Raw genomic sequence first — 14,023 nt, 5'->3', positions numbered from 1 at the left:
CTTTTTTTATGATATATATTCACATTCCGTTCTGTAAACAAAAATGCAGTTACTGCAACTTTCACTTTTCAACATCCCTGAATTTCAAGGATCAAATGCTTCGTGCCATGAAAACTGAAATACTGCTGAGAAAAGATGAATTGCAGAACAAAAACCTGAAATCCCTGTATTTCGGAGGAGGAACTCCTTCTATTCTTTCTGTGGATGAAATTAATTCTTTAATAGACGAAGTATTACGGTATTTCAGTTTTGAAAAAGATATAGAAGTTACCTTGGAAGCCAATCCCGATGATTTAGATAAAAATTTTTTAAAACAGCTTGCCGGAACACCTGTAAACAGATTGTCCATTGGCACACAAAGCTTTTTTGAAGAAGATCTGAAACTGATGAACAGGGCTCACAGTGCTTCAGAAGCAGAAAGCTCCATCAAACGGGCTCAGGATTCCGGTTTTGAAAACCTGAGTATTGACCTGATCTATGGTTCGCCCACATCCAATCTTGAAATCTGGAAAGAAAATCTGAATAAAACCATCGCTCTGGAAGTTCCCCATATTTCATCTTATGCATTAACTGTTGAGCCTAAGACAGCTTTAGAAAACTGGATCTCCAAAGGGAAAGTAAAAAGTCCCCGGGAAGAAGAGCAAAACAGGGAATTCTATTATCTATCCGACTTTTTAAAAGATCATGGTTTTGAACATTATGAAGTTTCCAATTTTGCCAAACCTGGTTTTTACTCACGACACAATTCTGCTTACTGGAAATACAATGAATATCTTGGAATAGGACCGTCAGCACATTCCTATAACGGATTTGATGTCCGAAGCTGGAATGTCGCCAATAATCAGCAGTACATCAAAAAACTGAATGATAAACTTCTTGCCAAAGAAGAAGAAATTCTTTCCCAGGAAGATCAGTTTAATGAAATGATTATGATAGGCTTACGAACCATCTGGGGTGTAGATCTGGAAAGTTTAAAAAATAAATTTTCAGAGAGATTGTTAGAACATTTTCATAGAGAAATCAAAGCTAAAATGGAGGAAGGTATTTTAATCATTGAGAATGAACATTTAAAAATTCCTGAAAAACATTGGTTTATGGCAGACGGAATTGCTTCGGATTTGTTTATTGTATAATGTTTGTATGTATACAGCATGCCATAAAATTCACTATTTTTGTATAAAATTTCAACTCATTTGAAAACAAAAAAACAAGATTATTCACATCTTTCACCCAACCAGCCTATCGGAATTTTCGACAGCGGAGTAGGAGGTCTTACCGTTGCCAAAGAAATCAAGAGACTTCTTCCTAACGAAGATCTGATCTATTTTGGAGATACAAAGCACCTTCCTTATGGAGAAAAATCCAAAGATGCGATTATTGAATATTCTACAAAGATCACCAATTTCCTGCTTGAGCAGAACTGTAAAGCGATTGTAATTGCCTGTAATACGGCAACGGCAAATGCTTTGAATGAAGTGATGCAGTCCGTTGCAGGAAGAGTTCCTGTCATAGACGTTATTAATCCTGTGGCTGAAAAAGTATCATATGAAATCCATAATAATGTAGGCGTAATTGCTACCAAAGCAACCGTAAATTCAGGGCTCTACAAAAAGAGTATCCGAAAGCATAATAAATGGATCAAAGTAGACGAACTGGCAACACCATTATTGGTTCCTGCTATTGAAGAAGGGTTTAAAAACCATCCCATCACCCATGCTATTATTTATAATTATTTAAGTAATAATAAATTAAAAAATATTGAAACTCTGATTCTTGGCTGTACGCATTATCCTCTTTTAATTGATGAGATTAAACAGTATTATGGAAACAGAGTCCGTGTTATTGACTCTCCGAATATTGTAGCCAATCATCTGAAGATCATTCTTGATAAGTATAATCTTTTACATGATCATAACTCAAAGCCTAATTATCATTTCTATCTTTCGGATATTACCAAGAATTTTGAGAAAATTTCAAAGAAGTTCTTCGGAAAATCCATTGACTTAGAATTGAAAGTATTATAAATAAAAAGTCTGCCTCATATTGAAGCAGACTTTTTTATTAGGCCTTTGTGAAAGAGATTGTGAAATTTGTGTTTATGTTACGCCTCTATAATTACTTTTTCAGCATTCAGCCTTTTCTTCGGATTGAATTTCGGCTGATTAGCATCTGCTTCATCTCTCTGTCCGATGGCTACGGCAAATAAGGTTTCATATTTTTCATTATTCAGAACAGCATCATAACCCTCCGGTTCAATTCCTTCCATTGGAGTAGAATCTATTCCCATTGCTGCGCATGCAGACAAAAGAACTCCTAATGATAAATATACCTGATGACCAAGCCATGATTTTATTGCTTCTTCTCCCTTAGGTTTTACCATCGTTCGGTAATAATTAACAGAACCTTCAGGAAGGTTTTCTTCAATTTGCTTTTCAAAGTTTTCTATATTTCTGATCACTTGAAAAACAATTACATGACTACTATCCAGTACTTTTTCTTTATTAAAATAAGACTTGTCACCCAATTCCTTTTTCAGTTGCGGATCATTAACGAAAATAAAATTCCATGGCTGGCTGTTAATGGAGGAAGGACTTAAGTTTAAAATCTCCTGAAGCATTGCAATTTGTTCTTCACTGATTTTTCCCTGTGGATTATACTTTTTTACAGTATACCTGTTTTTCATTTGGTCTAAAAAGTTCATAATTTTATACTATCATTTTTATAGTTACAAAATTAATTTAAGTTTCCTAACTTTGCAATAACGGTAAAAAATGATAGTATAAAAATGTATACAATAGATAATAAATCCTATCCCTGCTGTACCAGCGTTACGATGAAATTTATCGGAGGGAAATGGAAAGCAGTAATTTTACATCACCTTATTGGCGGTGCTAAGCGCTATAACGAGATAAGAAAGTCTATTCCTACCATTACGGAAAGAACATTGAGTTTGCAGCTAAAGCAATTGGAGGAAGATGGAATTGTTGACAGAAAAGTTTTTACAGAAAAACCTCCTTTAGTGGTAGAATATGAATTAACGGACTTTGGAAAGACGCTTTTACCTGTTTTGGAAGCCATAACAAAATGGGGTGAAGAGTCTCCGGTTATCTCCAAAAAAATAATCAGGAATTAAAGTTCCTGATTATCTTCTTTATTGGGTTCAAAAAAACTGAAACTTACGTTTCCGTATTTTCGGGTATCTATTAAATTGGGATGGTCAAGTTTCATACGACTTTGGTGCTCTACAATAAGAACTCCGTTTTCCTTAAGGTATTTATTGTTTAAAACAAGAGAAATCAGCTCGTGGTATTTTTTCTCTTCCATTTCAAAAGGAGCATCAGAAAAAACAATCTCAAAAGATTTTTTATTTCTGAATTTTTTTAGCCAGTCGAAAACATCTCCTCGCTGTACATTGATCTGAAGTGCCATGTCAAGCTCAGATGCAGTGGTGTTTATAAAGGCGGTATGCTTCGGATTCAATTCTACAGACGTTACATTTTGACATCCTCTGGAAGCAAATTCAAAGGTGATAGAGCCAATTCCTGCAAAAAGATCAAGTACGGAAATCGACTGCATATCGTATTTATTTTCCAGAATGCTGAATAAAGCCTCTTTCGCAAAATCGGTGGTAGGTCTTACTTCAAAGTTTTTAGGAGCGGCAATTTTTTTGGCTTTCCATTTGCCTGATATGATTCTGAACATATTGTTGTTAGGGTTTAGGTAGTAGATTATAGGAGGCAGGTGAATGTGTTTTAATTGCTGTTACCTGCAGCCTGTAACCTAATTAAGTATAAAATTTTTGTTGGGAATATTGTCAAAAACAATTTTCAGGTTTTTAACAAATTTCTGAAGTTCGGAAATAAACGTTTCATTTTCCGTAGTTTCTCCATAAGCATAAAAACTGGTTTCATTGATTCCGAAACCTATCTTGCTCAATGTAAACATAATGAAGTAAAGGAAATCTACTTCAGAATTGACATCCAGGTTATTATAAAGAATAATTTTCTTATTATCGATCGCAAAAAATTCACACTGGTTATGGTACAGATTAATATGAATTTCCTTACTGGTTTTATTATTGATCGAACTTAGAAACTTTTCCCCGGAGAAATTAAAATGAACCGGTAATGCCAGCTCTTTTATTTTCTTATAATAGTTTTTCGGGAAAGTATAATAAAACTGAATATTGAATTTTTTGTTGATCGAAAGCATCAGCTCTTCTTTTTCTCTGTCAGTCGGAGCGTTGAAAGCAATCAGATCAAATCCTGCCTCATGCTCAGAGAAGCCTTCCGGCATCAGGGTAAAATGATTCAATGCTGAAATCACATGGATCTCGTCGTAGCGCTGCTTAATAAGAACTTCGTCCAGCTTTTGGTCAATAAGATTGGCTGGTGTCTCTTCAGTAACGAAATAAGACTTTTCCTCCAGAATGTTTTTGTTTTTAACAATCTGGCAGATCAATCCGTCTTTGGTAAAAAGTAAATTAAGTACGTTCATATTTCAATTCCTGCAAATTTAGTGAAATTCTACCATTACCGCACCCGATTGATGGTGAAGTATTTCCTTATTATAAAAATCAATATTAACCTGGCTTTCCAATACATCCCGAACCATCCTCTGTAAAGTACCGTCACCAATACCGTGAACAATTTCCAGTCTCTTCAGGTTGTTTTTTCTGCAAAACTCAATCACTTCAATCAGTTTTTCCTTTTGTATAAACAATCTTTCAAAGCTGTCATAGTCATTGGGATTCTTTACCAAATTATGAAAATGCAGGTCTAAAACCAAATGATTTTTCTGATGTTTCTTGGAAATGATTTTTTTAGGTTCTGCTTTTCTTACAACTCTTATATTTTCATACAGATCAGCATCTTTCGGAACCAGTTTTTCTTTGGGATATTGATGGGTAAAGCCATATTCATCTTTAAAAACGACAATATTAACCTTCACGGAAGTAATTACCCCGCTTAAATCCTCGTCTACTACCGAAACCTTATCACCGATCTTCATAATTTTTTAAAGGTTTGTATGAACCAATATTTGTGCAAAGGTAGAAAGTAAAATGGATGAACACAAACTCCTTTACCTTTAAACCCTCAAACTCTCAAACCCTTTCGCCTGTCATACTCTCGGTCCCAGTTCAATCACTTCAAGATCTCTGATTTCTTCACCATCCACCACAAAGCGCATCATTGTTCTCACTTTATGCCAGCCCTGTTTACCACAGGCTCCGGGATTCAGATGGAGGAGATTGTTTTTCTCATCATACATCGCTTTCAAAATATGAGAATGACCGGAAATAAATAATTTCGGAGCCTTTTCTGCCATTTCTTTTTTAGTAAGTGGTGTATATTTTCCCGGATACCCTCCGATGTGAATCATCAGAACTTCCAGCTTTTCACAAAAGAAACGGTTTACCTCTGGAAATTCAGCCTGGATTTTGGTATTATCAATGTTTCCGTAAACGCCCTTCAGAGGTTTTATTTTTTCCAGCTGTTCAATGACATCCAGACTTCCGAAATCTCCGCAATGCCATACTTCGTCAGCCTGAGAAGCATATTCCAGGATACGGTCATCAATATAAGAATGGGAATCGGAAAGAAGAAGAATTTTTGTCATGTACTGCCATTTTTAAGAGTGCAAATATAAAGAAGCTTTTATCAATTTATAGGAGATCCTAATCGGTAATATTTCTTGTTTTCCTGATGGAATCCAGTTTCTTTTCTATATCCGCACTGAAAACCTTTTTCAGTTTCAGTTGATTCTCCGTAAGCTTTGAAATAACAAAAGTGCCGGTCATATTAGTATTAGAAGGAAAAACTAACGTTACTGTAGAGTCTGAAGCTTTTTTCCAGCTTCCGATGTAACGGTCCGGCTTTTCATTTTTTTTGGTAACAGGCTCTTCCAGCGTATCATATCTTAAGGTTGATTTAATCAGATTTCCTGTAATTTTTCCGTTTTTCTGAAATCTGATTCCTTCTCTTCTCGATTCAAAACCATCCTGTTTTTCATAAGTATAAATATAAGTATCCATTTTACTGAGATTCCAGGTTTGCAAAAGCAAAGGATTGGCAGTTCTGTCCTGGGCTTTGATACCGCTGACTGTGAAAAGAAAGAAAATACAGATACAAATAGGCTTTTTCATGAATACAACTGATTTATTGTAAAGTTTTAACAACGCTAAAATTAGCATCTCTTAATATTTAGTAAATTTGGGAAAATTAAAATAAACAATGAAACAGAAACTTTCTTTTTTCATTTTTCTTTTAACCGTAGGATTAGCCAATGCGCAGGTTGAAGAAAAAAAACTGGACGAACTGATCCAAAATACCCTGAAAACCTTTGATGTACCGGGAATGTCGGTAGGCATTGTGAAAGATGGCAAAATGATCTATTCCAAAGGGTTTGGGGTACGTTCTCTTACAACAAAGCAGCCAATGGATGACAATACGCTGGTAGGGATTGCTTCCAACTCAAAAGGCTTTACCTGTACAGCATTAGCCATCTTAGCAGATGAAGGAAAACTGAACTGGGATGATAAAGTTTCAAAATATATTCCTGAGTTTCAAATGTATGATCCTTATGTTTCTCAAAATATAACGATCAAGGATCTTGTTACCCACAGAGCCGGATTAGGACTTGGACAGGGAGATCTTATGTTTTTTCCGGAAGGAGGAAATTTAACCGTTAATGATATTGTGCATAATGTGAGGTATCTGAAACCGGAAAATCCTTTCAGAACAAAACTGGATTATAACAATATCATGTTTATTGTAGCCGGAGAAGTTATCCACAGAATTTCCGGATTAAGCTGGGCGGAATTTATTGAACAGCGAATTATGAAACCTGTAGGAATGACTTCAAGTTTCGGAAGCTACAGCAGAGCAAAGGCTGTTGCCAATAAAATTGATGCACATGCTCCGGTAGACGGAAAAGCAATTGCTGTTCCCCACGACTGGAACGAAACGGGCAATGCTGCAGGCGGAATTATGAGTAACATTAAAGACATGACCACGTGGGCGGAATGTCTCCTAAATAATTTCACCACAAAAGATGGTAAAAAACTGGTTTCGGATAAGAATGTTCAACAACTTTGGAGCCTTCAGATTCCGGATAGGGTGGCTGCGAAAAATCCTTATGATACAAGTTTCTATGGATACGGTTTAGGATGGTTTCTGAGTGATGTGAAAGGACATAAACAGGTACAACATACCGGTGGATTGATCGGAACGGTAACACAGTTTACATTAATTCCGGATATGAAACTGGGAATTGTAGTATTAACAAATCAGCAGTCGGGAGCTGCTTTCAACACAATTACCAATACCGTGAAAGATTCTTATCTTGGGGTAGCAGACAGAAACTGGCTGAAAACCTATAGTGAAAGAATGTCTAAAATGGAAGCCGAATTCAGCAAACAAAAGAAAGATGCTTTTGCAAAATCTGAAGCCTTCAAAAAAGAAAAATCTCTACAGCCAAAAGCAGAACAGTTTACAGGAACTTACAATGATGTATGGTTTGGTGATGTAGAAATTACACAACAGGGAAATACCTACAGAATTTCGTGCAAAAACTCTCCAAGATTAAAAGGAGAGCTGCTTCCTTATTCCAATAATTCTTTCATTATCAAATGGGACGACAGAAGCTATGATGCGGATGCCTATATTATTTTCAGCTATGATGAAAACGGAAAAGCAGAATCTGCAAAATTGAAGGCGATTTCTGATGTAACAGATTTCAGTTTTGATTTTGATGATCTGGATTTGAAGAAGAAATAAAATAGAGATAATAAAATATTCTATAGAGAACGGGCCTGGGTCCGTTCTTTTTTTGTTTGTTAACCACGAATGCAACTAATTTATTCACAGATAGCACTCATTTTAATGATTATTGAAAATGAGAACTGAAATGATTCGATAGGAAAGGGCTATCATCCTGAGCATAAGCTGAAAGGTTACGAACACCAGTTCAAGAAGGAAGCCCGTTTTTCATGTTTACAACGATAGTGGCTTTAGCCGAAAGACCACCCCGTCAAAAATTCTTTGAATTTTCGCCACCCCTCCGGTGGAGGGGAATAGGCAGTCGGTAATAGGAATGCTGGTTTATTGTACAAGATTCAGATCCTGATTTGCTAACGTAAGTTCTGTGTTAAGATGTTGCTTTTCAAAGAAATTTTTCAGCTCAAGAAGTCTTTTTTTGTTGTCATAATGGATACTTGAATTGAGTTTTCTCTGGCAGAGTGAGCATGCTCTGGCAAGATGATAATCCGTTTCCGTTAATGAATTGGTTCCGTTCATCACACAATTGGCATTCAGGCAATGGCTGATTCCAAACATATGCCCGATCTCGTGCGAACTGATTTTTATTAATCTTAAAAGACTTTTATTAAAATTAGAATCTGTTAATTGTCCGTCTGCAAATCGGTATATAGAGGTTACTCCTACACCATCCTCATATGAAGCCAGTCCGAATACGTAATTCCATTCCGGTAATGGAAAAAGGTCTTTCTCCGTAATACCCATTAATACAATAGCATCTTTAGGTTTTCTTTTGATCAGAATACTGTCCAGTACATATCCTGCAAGAACCTGTTCATGTCCTTCCTTTGAAATTCTTTTAACTTTTTCAGGGAAAATAGTATTGGGCAAAACAGGAAGAACCTTTGTTTCCAGCTGAAAATAGATTTTTAAATAGTGTTGGGTAAGTGCTATTTCTTTTTTCTGAAGTTCATCAAACTTCCCGATGGGCTGAAGATAAATGGTGTTCTTTCCAGGTGCAGGTTTTATCTTTTTTAATTTCTGAAAATCTGCAAATGTCTGGAAATGTTCCTCATGATTATACCGCCAGCTTCCGGGTTTTGGAGAAGAGGAAAGTTTTATATCATTCAGTGCAATAGATTCATAGTAGGTTTTCTTCTGTTTCTGACATGAGAAAAGAAGGATCAATATTGAGACATAAAAAAGTAAAGAAGTAAAGTTATATTTTCCCGGGCTCATAAAAGAATAGCAGTTTCTTTTTGGCACCGTCGAACTCTGACCAGGAATCACAGTCTACCTCAAAACCCGCCACTCCGCAGGTGGGAAAATGGAAAATATCCTCAGAAATAGAATTGGCAAAATTGGAAATTCCATTATTGTGAGAGAAGAATGCAACCGAATTCAGGTTGTCATCCAGATCATAAATTACAGATTCAAAGCTTCTTTCAGAAGGATTATACAATTTTTCATCAGTAGCACAGTTCAGTTGATAGGCCTGATTGAAAATTTTACAGGTATTCAGTGCACGTACCGCAGGGCTGGACACAAAATGATCAATAGAAATATTATTGCTTTTCAGGAATCTGGACATGTGCATAGCATCCTCCAAACCTTTGTCTGCCAAAGGTCTGTCAAAGTCCTCCGTTTCCTCCGGCCAGTCGCTTTTCGCATGTCTTACGAGGATGAGTTTCTTCATATAATTGTTTTTTGGAAGATTAAAATTATAAAAAAAATAATGGAATAAAACATGATTTATATAAAAAAACTGCGTTATGAATAAAATCAGTAAATTTTACTAAATTTGCAGACTTATGGGACAAATCCTTGCAATAGACTACGGAAAGGCTCGTTGTGGTATCGCTGCAACCGATGATATGCAGATTATAGCCAGTGGACTGGAGACTGTAGAGAACCGTTTTTTAATGGAATTTTTGAAAAAATATTTCAGTGAAAATAAGGTAGATGAAGTAGTGATTGGACTTCCCATAGATTTGAAAGGAAATGTTTCGGAAGTGGAAACCGATATTTTAAAATTTATAGAAGAGTTTAAAAAAGAATTTTCGGATATTGCAGTTCACCGTTTCGATGAAAGATTTACATCCAAAATGGCTTCTTTTTTTATTTCCCAAAGTGGAAAAAACAAGAAAAAGAGGCAGGAAAAAGGATTAATAGATAAAGTAAGCGCAACAATTATATTGCAAAATTTTTTAGAACAAAGATTAAGATGATATTACCGATAAGAGCTTTTGGGGATCCTGTTTTGAGAAAAGTAGGAAAAGATATAGACAAAGACTATCCCGAATTACAGGAACTGATAGATAACATGTTCGAAACCATGTACAGCGCAAATGGCATAGGTCTTGCAGCGCCACAGATTGGTTTGGACATCCGTCTGTTTGTAATAGATGTGACGCCTCTTGCAGAAGATGAGGATTATGAAGATATTAAAGATGAGTTGGCAGAGTTCAAAAAAGTATTTATCAACGCTCAGATTCTTGAAGAATCAGGTGAAGAATGGAAGTTCAATGAGGGCTGCCTTTCTATTCCGGATGTAAGAGAAGATGTGAAAAGAAAAGGAACAATCGTTATTGAATATTATGACGAAAATTTTGTGAAACATACAGAAACTTTTTCCGATATTAGAGCCCGCGTAATTCAGCATGAATATGACCACATTGAAGGGATTTTATTTACCGACCACCTGAGTGCTCTGAAGAAGAAACTGGTAAAAGGTAAGCTGACGAAAATCTCTCAGGGTGACGTAAACATCGGTTACAAAATGAGATTTCCAAAATAATTAAACAAGGATTAAAAAGAAATAATAAAAAGCAAAAAGCTAGTGCTGATTGCAGAATTTACAAAAAATAAAATTATGCTGTTAGAAAAAATAATTTCAATTTCTGGAAAACCAGGACTTTTCAAATTAGTTTCTCAATTAAGAAACGGATTCATCATTGAAGATGTTACCTCAAAGAAAAAAGTAAGCATTGGAAACTCAAGCCAGGTAAGTTTATTGGACAATATCGCCATGTTTACATTTGAGAAAGAAGTTCCTTTGTTTGAAGTATTTGAAAATATTGCTAAAAACAACGATTATAAGGAAACAATCTCTCACAAATCTTCTGATGCAGATCTGAAAGATTTTATGCTGGCTTCTCTTCCAAACTATGACACAGAAAGAGTATATTCTTCTGATATCAAGAAATTGGCTCAGTGGTACAACATCCTTCAAAAAGCAGGATATATTACTCCTGAGAGCTTTGTAAAAGCAGAACCTGAAACTTTAGACGGAGAACCTGCTGAAGAAGTAAGCATTGAAAAAGAAGCTAAAAAAGCTCCAAAAGCAGAGAAACCTGCTGCTCCGAAAGTTAAAGCGACTTCAGCAGCAAAATCAGCTCCAAAGAGCACCCACAGAAAACAAGGATAATTCATTTGAATTAAAATATAAAACCTTGTCTGGAAATTCCGGACAAGGTTTTTTGTTTTCTGGCAGTAAATAATTGGGGGGTAATATTCCAAACCTAACAGGTTTTTGAAACCTGTTAGGTTTACATATCAAATCTATCCTAAATTCTGCACTCCGCAACTTTTACTTCCAACGTTTGTAATGATGCCCGAATAACCCTTACATTTGTATAAGATTGAATTTCCCATTATTTATGAATACGAAACAAGAGAAACTGGAGGCCTTCGGAAGATTACTGGATATTATGGATGATTTGCGTGAAAAATGTCCATGGGATCAGAAACAGACGTTAGAATCCCTTCGTCATCTTACCCTTGAAGAGACGTATGAACTTTCAGATGCTATTTTGCAAAATGATTTACAGGAAATAAAGAAAGAGCTGGGCGATGTCCTGCTTCACCTTGTTTTTTATGCTAAAATAGGTTCTGAAAAAGGAAGTTTTGACATTGCAGATGTTATCAATTCCCTGAATGAAAAGTTGATCTTCCGTCATCCTCATATCTATGGAGATACTGAAGTGAAGGATGAAGAAGAAGTGAAGCAGAACTGGGAGAAATTAAAGTTAAAAGAAGGTAATAAGTCTATTTTAGGCGGAGTTCCTAAAAGTCTGCCAAGTTTGGTAAAAGCGTATAGAATTCAGGATAAGGTAAAAGGGATAGGTTTTGAATTTCATGATGCAGAAGACGCATGGAAAAAAGTAGATGAGGAGATTCAGGAGTTCCATGCTGAAACAGATTTGGATAAGAAAGAACAGGAGCTGGGTGATGTTTTCTTCTCTCTGATCAACTATGCCAGAACTTCAGGAATCAATCCGGATTCTGCATTGGAAAGAACCAATCTAAAATTTATTTCAAGATTTCAGAAAATGGAAGGTCTTGCTGAAGAACAGGATCTGAAACTGGCAGATCTGTCACTGGAAGAAATGGATGTTCTCTGGGAAAAAGCAAAAAAACTTTCATAGTTCCCGATTGGAACAATTAATGCTTCTTATATTCAGTTAAAAAAATAAAAAATAAATATGTTACGTTTTCTTATTTTACCTGCTTTGCTTTTATTGAGCTGCAATCCAAAAGCTCAGAATTCCCCTACTAAGGAGGATGAACTGAAAGTCCAGTTTACCTTACCTAAAAAGTTGAAGGAAGTTTCCGGAATTACTTTGTCAAAAGATAAGAAAACCATCTGGGCGATAGAAGACAAAGGAAATAAAAATGCAATATATGGTCTGAGTGATAAAGGTGACATGCTGGCAAAAATACCGGTGGAAAATGCTGAAAACACCGACTGGGAAGACATTATATCCGATTCTCAGGGAAATATTTATATCGGAGATTTTGGTAATAATGATAATAACCGACAGGATCTGGCGATCTTAAAAACAGATTTGAAAGACAGCAAACAAATTGTTACCAAAGTTGTTCAGACTACAAAATTTCATTATCAGGGGCAGACAGAATTTCCTCCGAAAAAGTCGAACCTGTTGTACGACTGTGAAGGTTTTGTTGAAATGGACGGGAATTTTTACTTATTCACCAAAAACAGAAGCAAAGGTTTTGATGGAACCTTTCTTATATTCCAGATACCTAACAAAGAGGGGGATTTTGAAGCTAAGCTAATAGGAAAATTAAAGCTTGATGGAGGATATAATGATGCAGCTATTACCTCTGCCAGTATCAACAGTACAAAAGATAAAATTGTCTTGCTTACCCATAAAAATGTTCACGTTCTTACCGGATTTACTGCTAACGATTTTAATTCTGCTAAAATTCAAAAAATTCCTTTGAACCATAATTCCCAGAAGGAAGCTATTGTATTCTTTGATGATAAAACATTAATGATCGCAGATGAGAAAGGGAAAGATGAAGGAGGAAATGTGTACAGTTTTTCATTATAAGCCTTATCTTTACAGCCGATTAAATAACTATGAAAAAAATATTGTATATCCTGTTGGTACTTGGTTTTTCCTCTTGCAGTAGTACTAATGATGAATCTATAACTGTAAATGAAAATCAAACTGAAGATTTACAACCTGATAAAGGATACATTTTTGAGATGGATCAGCGCACAACACTACGCAGTCCGGAAAAATATTATCAGTTTTTCTATGAAAACGGACGTTTACAGAAAATGCGCGGAAGGAACTATTTTGTAACAGCAAATACCCAAGTTTTTTATCCTGATATAGTTACTCAGTTAACTTATACAAACAATAAGATACAGGTAGATTATTTTGAATCGGAAACGACTTCCGGGTATAGAACAACTTCTTATCTGACGGAAAATAACAGACCTGTTAAGGCTGAAAAGTATTATAAGAATGGAAGTTTTGCCGAACTGGAGATGACAAGGACCTATACGTATGGATCCAATACAATAAGTGTATATACTAAGCGTGGTTATCAGGAGTTTTTTACAACATATTATTTTGATGGAAATAGTAACCTTTCTAAAAGTGAAACATTAGAAAAGGATACTGGTAAGGATAAACAGTTCACAACTACTGTATATTCAGATTTTGACAATGCTAAAAATCCATTTAAAAAATTATTTTTGATTAATGATGATTTTTATGAAAAGAGTTTATCAAAAAATAATTTTAGAGCTAAGGAATCAGTGACTGAATATGCTGATTATCCTGATACCGGTATACCTCCGCAGCCGGAAATATCCAAATCAAAATGGACTTATAATTATGATCAGAATGGCCAGGTATTATTATACTTTCCGTTTCCATAACACACCAAGTAAAACCCTACAGAGAAATCTGAAGGGTTTTTAAAATAAATGAATGTTATGGAAGTAA

General features: G+C 35.5%; 18 protein-coding genes. 10 read left to right on the top strand and 8 right to left on the bottom strand.

The genetic code is table 11. From position 1 onward, the window contains the following. Positions 1-8 precede the first annotated feature (8 nt). Entirely contained in the window at positions 9-1,133 is a 1,125-nt protein-coding gene (gene hemW, locus AB1278_RS20310; RefSeq protein ID WP_429816660.1) for a radical SAM family heme chaperone HemW, read from the top strand. Positions 1,134-1,193: 60 nt separating this feature from the next. Beyond that, entirely contained in the window at positions 1,194-2,024 is an 831-nt protein-coding gene (gene murI, locus AB1278_RS20305) for a glutamate racemase (RefSeq protein WP_137905466.1), read from the top strand. Between the two features lie 77 nt (positions 2,025-2,101). Here murI and AB1278_RS20300 read toward each other — a convergent pair whose 3' ends face one another. Beyond that, complete coding sequence (locus tag AB1278_RS20300) at positions 2,102-2,701, bottom strand: nitroreductase family protein (RefSeq protein ID WP_202843725.1); 600 nt, start codon at positions 2,699-2,701, stop codon at positions 2,102-2,104. An 84-nt stretch (positions 2,702-2,785) separates the two neighbouring features. On the opposite strand from AB1278_RS20300, the gene AB1278_RS20295 reads away from it, so the two are divergent. After that, positions 2,786-3,133, top strand: a complete 348-nt coding sequence (locus AB1278_RS20295) for a winged helix-turn-helix transcriptional regulator (RefSeq protein WP_034693356.1) — start codon at positions 2,786-2,788, stop codon at positions 3,131-3,133. Here AB1278_RS20295 and AB1278_RS20290 read toward each other — a convergent pair. The 5 genes from AB1278_RS20290 to AB1278_RS20270 form a co-directional block, all read right to left on the bottom strand. After that, positions 3,130-3,702, bottom strand: a complete 573-nt coding sequence (locus AB1278_RS20290) for an RsmD family RNA methyltransferase (RefSeq protein ID WP_062675611.1) — start codon at positions 3,700-3,702, stop codon at positions 3,130-3,132. The genes AB1278_RS20295 and AB1278_RS20290 overlap by 4 nt on opposite strands. Positions 3,703-3,780: 78 nt before the next feature. After that, positions 3,781-4,497: a DUF3822 family protein gene (locus AB1278_RS20285; RefSeq protein WP_110011729.1), complete on the bottom strand. Its 717-nt coding sequence runs from the start codon at positions 4,495-4,497 to the stop codon at positions 3,781-3,783. A gap of 18 nt (positions 4,498-4,515) precedes the next feature. Further along, positions 4,516-5,010 (bottom strand): Smr/MutS family protein, encoded by a 495-nt coding sequence (locus AB1278_RS20280; RefSeq protein WP_343643531.1) that lies wholly within the window; start codon positions 5,008-5,010, stop codon positions 4,516-4,518. Between the two features lie 111 nt (positions 5,011-5,121). Continuing rightward, positions 5,122-5,619 (bottom strand): metallophosphoesterase family protein, encoded by a 498-nt coding sequence (locus tag AB1278_RS20275; RefSeq protein ID WP_429816655.1) that lies wholly within the window; start codon positions 5,617-5,619, stop codon positions 5,122-5,124. Positions 5,620-5,677: 58 nt separating this feature from the next. Then, complete coding sequence (locus AB1278_RS20270; RefSeq protein WP_202843717.1) at positions 5,678-6,145, bottom strand: hypothetical protein; 468 nt, start codon at positions 6,143-6,145, stop codon at positions 5,678-5,680. An 88-nt stretch (positions 6,146-6,233) separates the two neighbouring features. On the opposite strand from AB1278_RS20270, the gene AB1278_RS20265 reads away from it, so the two are divergent. Continuing rightward, a complete protein-coding gene (locus AB1278_RS20265) occupies positions 6,234-7,778 on the top strand; it encodes a serine hydrolase (protein ID WP_429816652.1) in 1,545 nt (514 codons plus the stop codon). A 324-nt stretch (positions 7,779-8,102) separates the two neighbouring features. Here the strand turns inward: AB1278_RS20265 and AB1278_RS20260 are convergent, their stop codons facing one another. Further along, complete coding sequence (locus AB1278_RS20260) at positions 8,103-8,996, bottom strand: archaemetzincin (protein ID WP_202843713.1); 894 nt, start codon at positions 8,994-8,996, stop codon at positions 8,103-8,105. Continuing rightward, a complete protein-coding gene (locus AB1278_RS20255; protein ID WP_110009649.1) occupies positions 8,977-9,453 on the bottom strand; it encodes a SixA phosphatase family protein in 477 nt (158 codons plus the stop codon). The genes AB1278_RS20260 and AB1278_RS20255 overlap by 20 nt, the downstream gene beginning before the upstream one ends. A 115-nt stretch (positions 9,454-9,568) precedes the next feature. Between AB1278_RS20255 and ruvX the strand changes: the two genes are divergently transcribed. The 6 genes from ruvX to AB1278_RS20225 all read left to right on the top strand — a co-directional run bounded on the left by ruvX (position 9,569) and on the right by AB1278_RS20225 (position 13,956). Further along, on the top strand, positions 9,569-9,985 hold the full coding sequence (ruvX, locus tag AB1278_RS20250; protein ID WP_202843711.1) for a Holliday junction resolvase RuvX: 417 nt from the start codon (positions 9,569-9,571) through the stop codon (positions 9,983-9,985). After that, positions 9,982-10,554 carry a peptide deformylase gene (gene def / locus AB1278_RS20245; RefSeq protein WP_110009647.1) on the top strand — a complete coding sequence of 191 codons (573 nt, stop codon included), beginning with the start codon at positions 9,982-9,984 and terminating at the stop codon, positions 10,552-10,554. The genes ruvX and def overlap by 4 nt, the downstream gene beginning before the upstream one ends. Positions 10,555-10,629: 75 nt before the next feature. Continuing rightward, positions 10,630-11,184 carry a DUF5606 family protein gene (locus AB1278_RS20240; RefSeq protein WP_202843709.1) on the top strand — a complete coding sequence of 185 codons (555 nt, stop codon included), beginning with the start codon at positions 10,630-10,632 and terminating at the stop codon, positions 11,182-11,184. A gap of 232 nt (positions 11,185-11,416) precedes the next feature. Then, on the top strand, positions 11,417-12,184 hold the full coding sequence (gene mazG, locus AB1278_RS20235) for a nucleoside triphosphate pyrophosphohydrolase (RefSeq protein ID WP_202843707.1): 768 nt from the start codon (positions 11,417-11,419) through the stop codon (positions 12,182-12,184). 57 nt (positions 12,185-12,241) lie between these two features. After that, positions 12,242-13,114 (top strand): SdiA-regulated domain-containing protein, encoded by an 873-nt coding sequence (locus AB1278_RS20230; protein ID WP_202843702.1) that lies wholly within the window; start codon positions 12,242-12,244, stop codon positions 13,112-13,114. Between the two features lie 29 nt (positions 13,115-13,143). Continuing rightward, the gene (locus AB1278_RS20225) at positions 13,144-13,956 is read left to right on the top strand and encodes a hypothetical protein (protein ID WP_202843699.1); all 813 of its coding nucleotides are present in this window, start codon (positions 13,144-13,146) and stop codon (positions 13,954-13,956) included. Positions 13,957-14,023 lie beyond the last annotated feature (67 nt).

The sequence above is a fragment of the Chryseobacterium sp. NRRL B-14798 genome, from assembly GCF_050470705.1.
GTDB lineage: Bacteria > Bacteroidota > Bacteroidia > Flavobacteriales > Weeksellaceae > Chryseobacterium > Chryseobacterium cupriresistens.
Note: the sequence above shows the minus strand (reverse complement) of the source record. Positions and strands in the feature narration are given on the sequence as shown.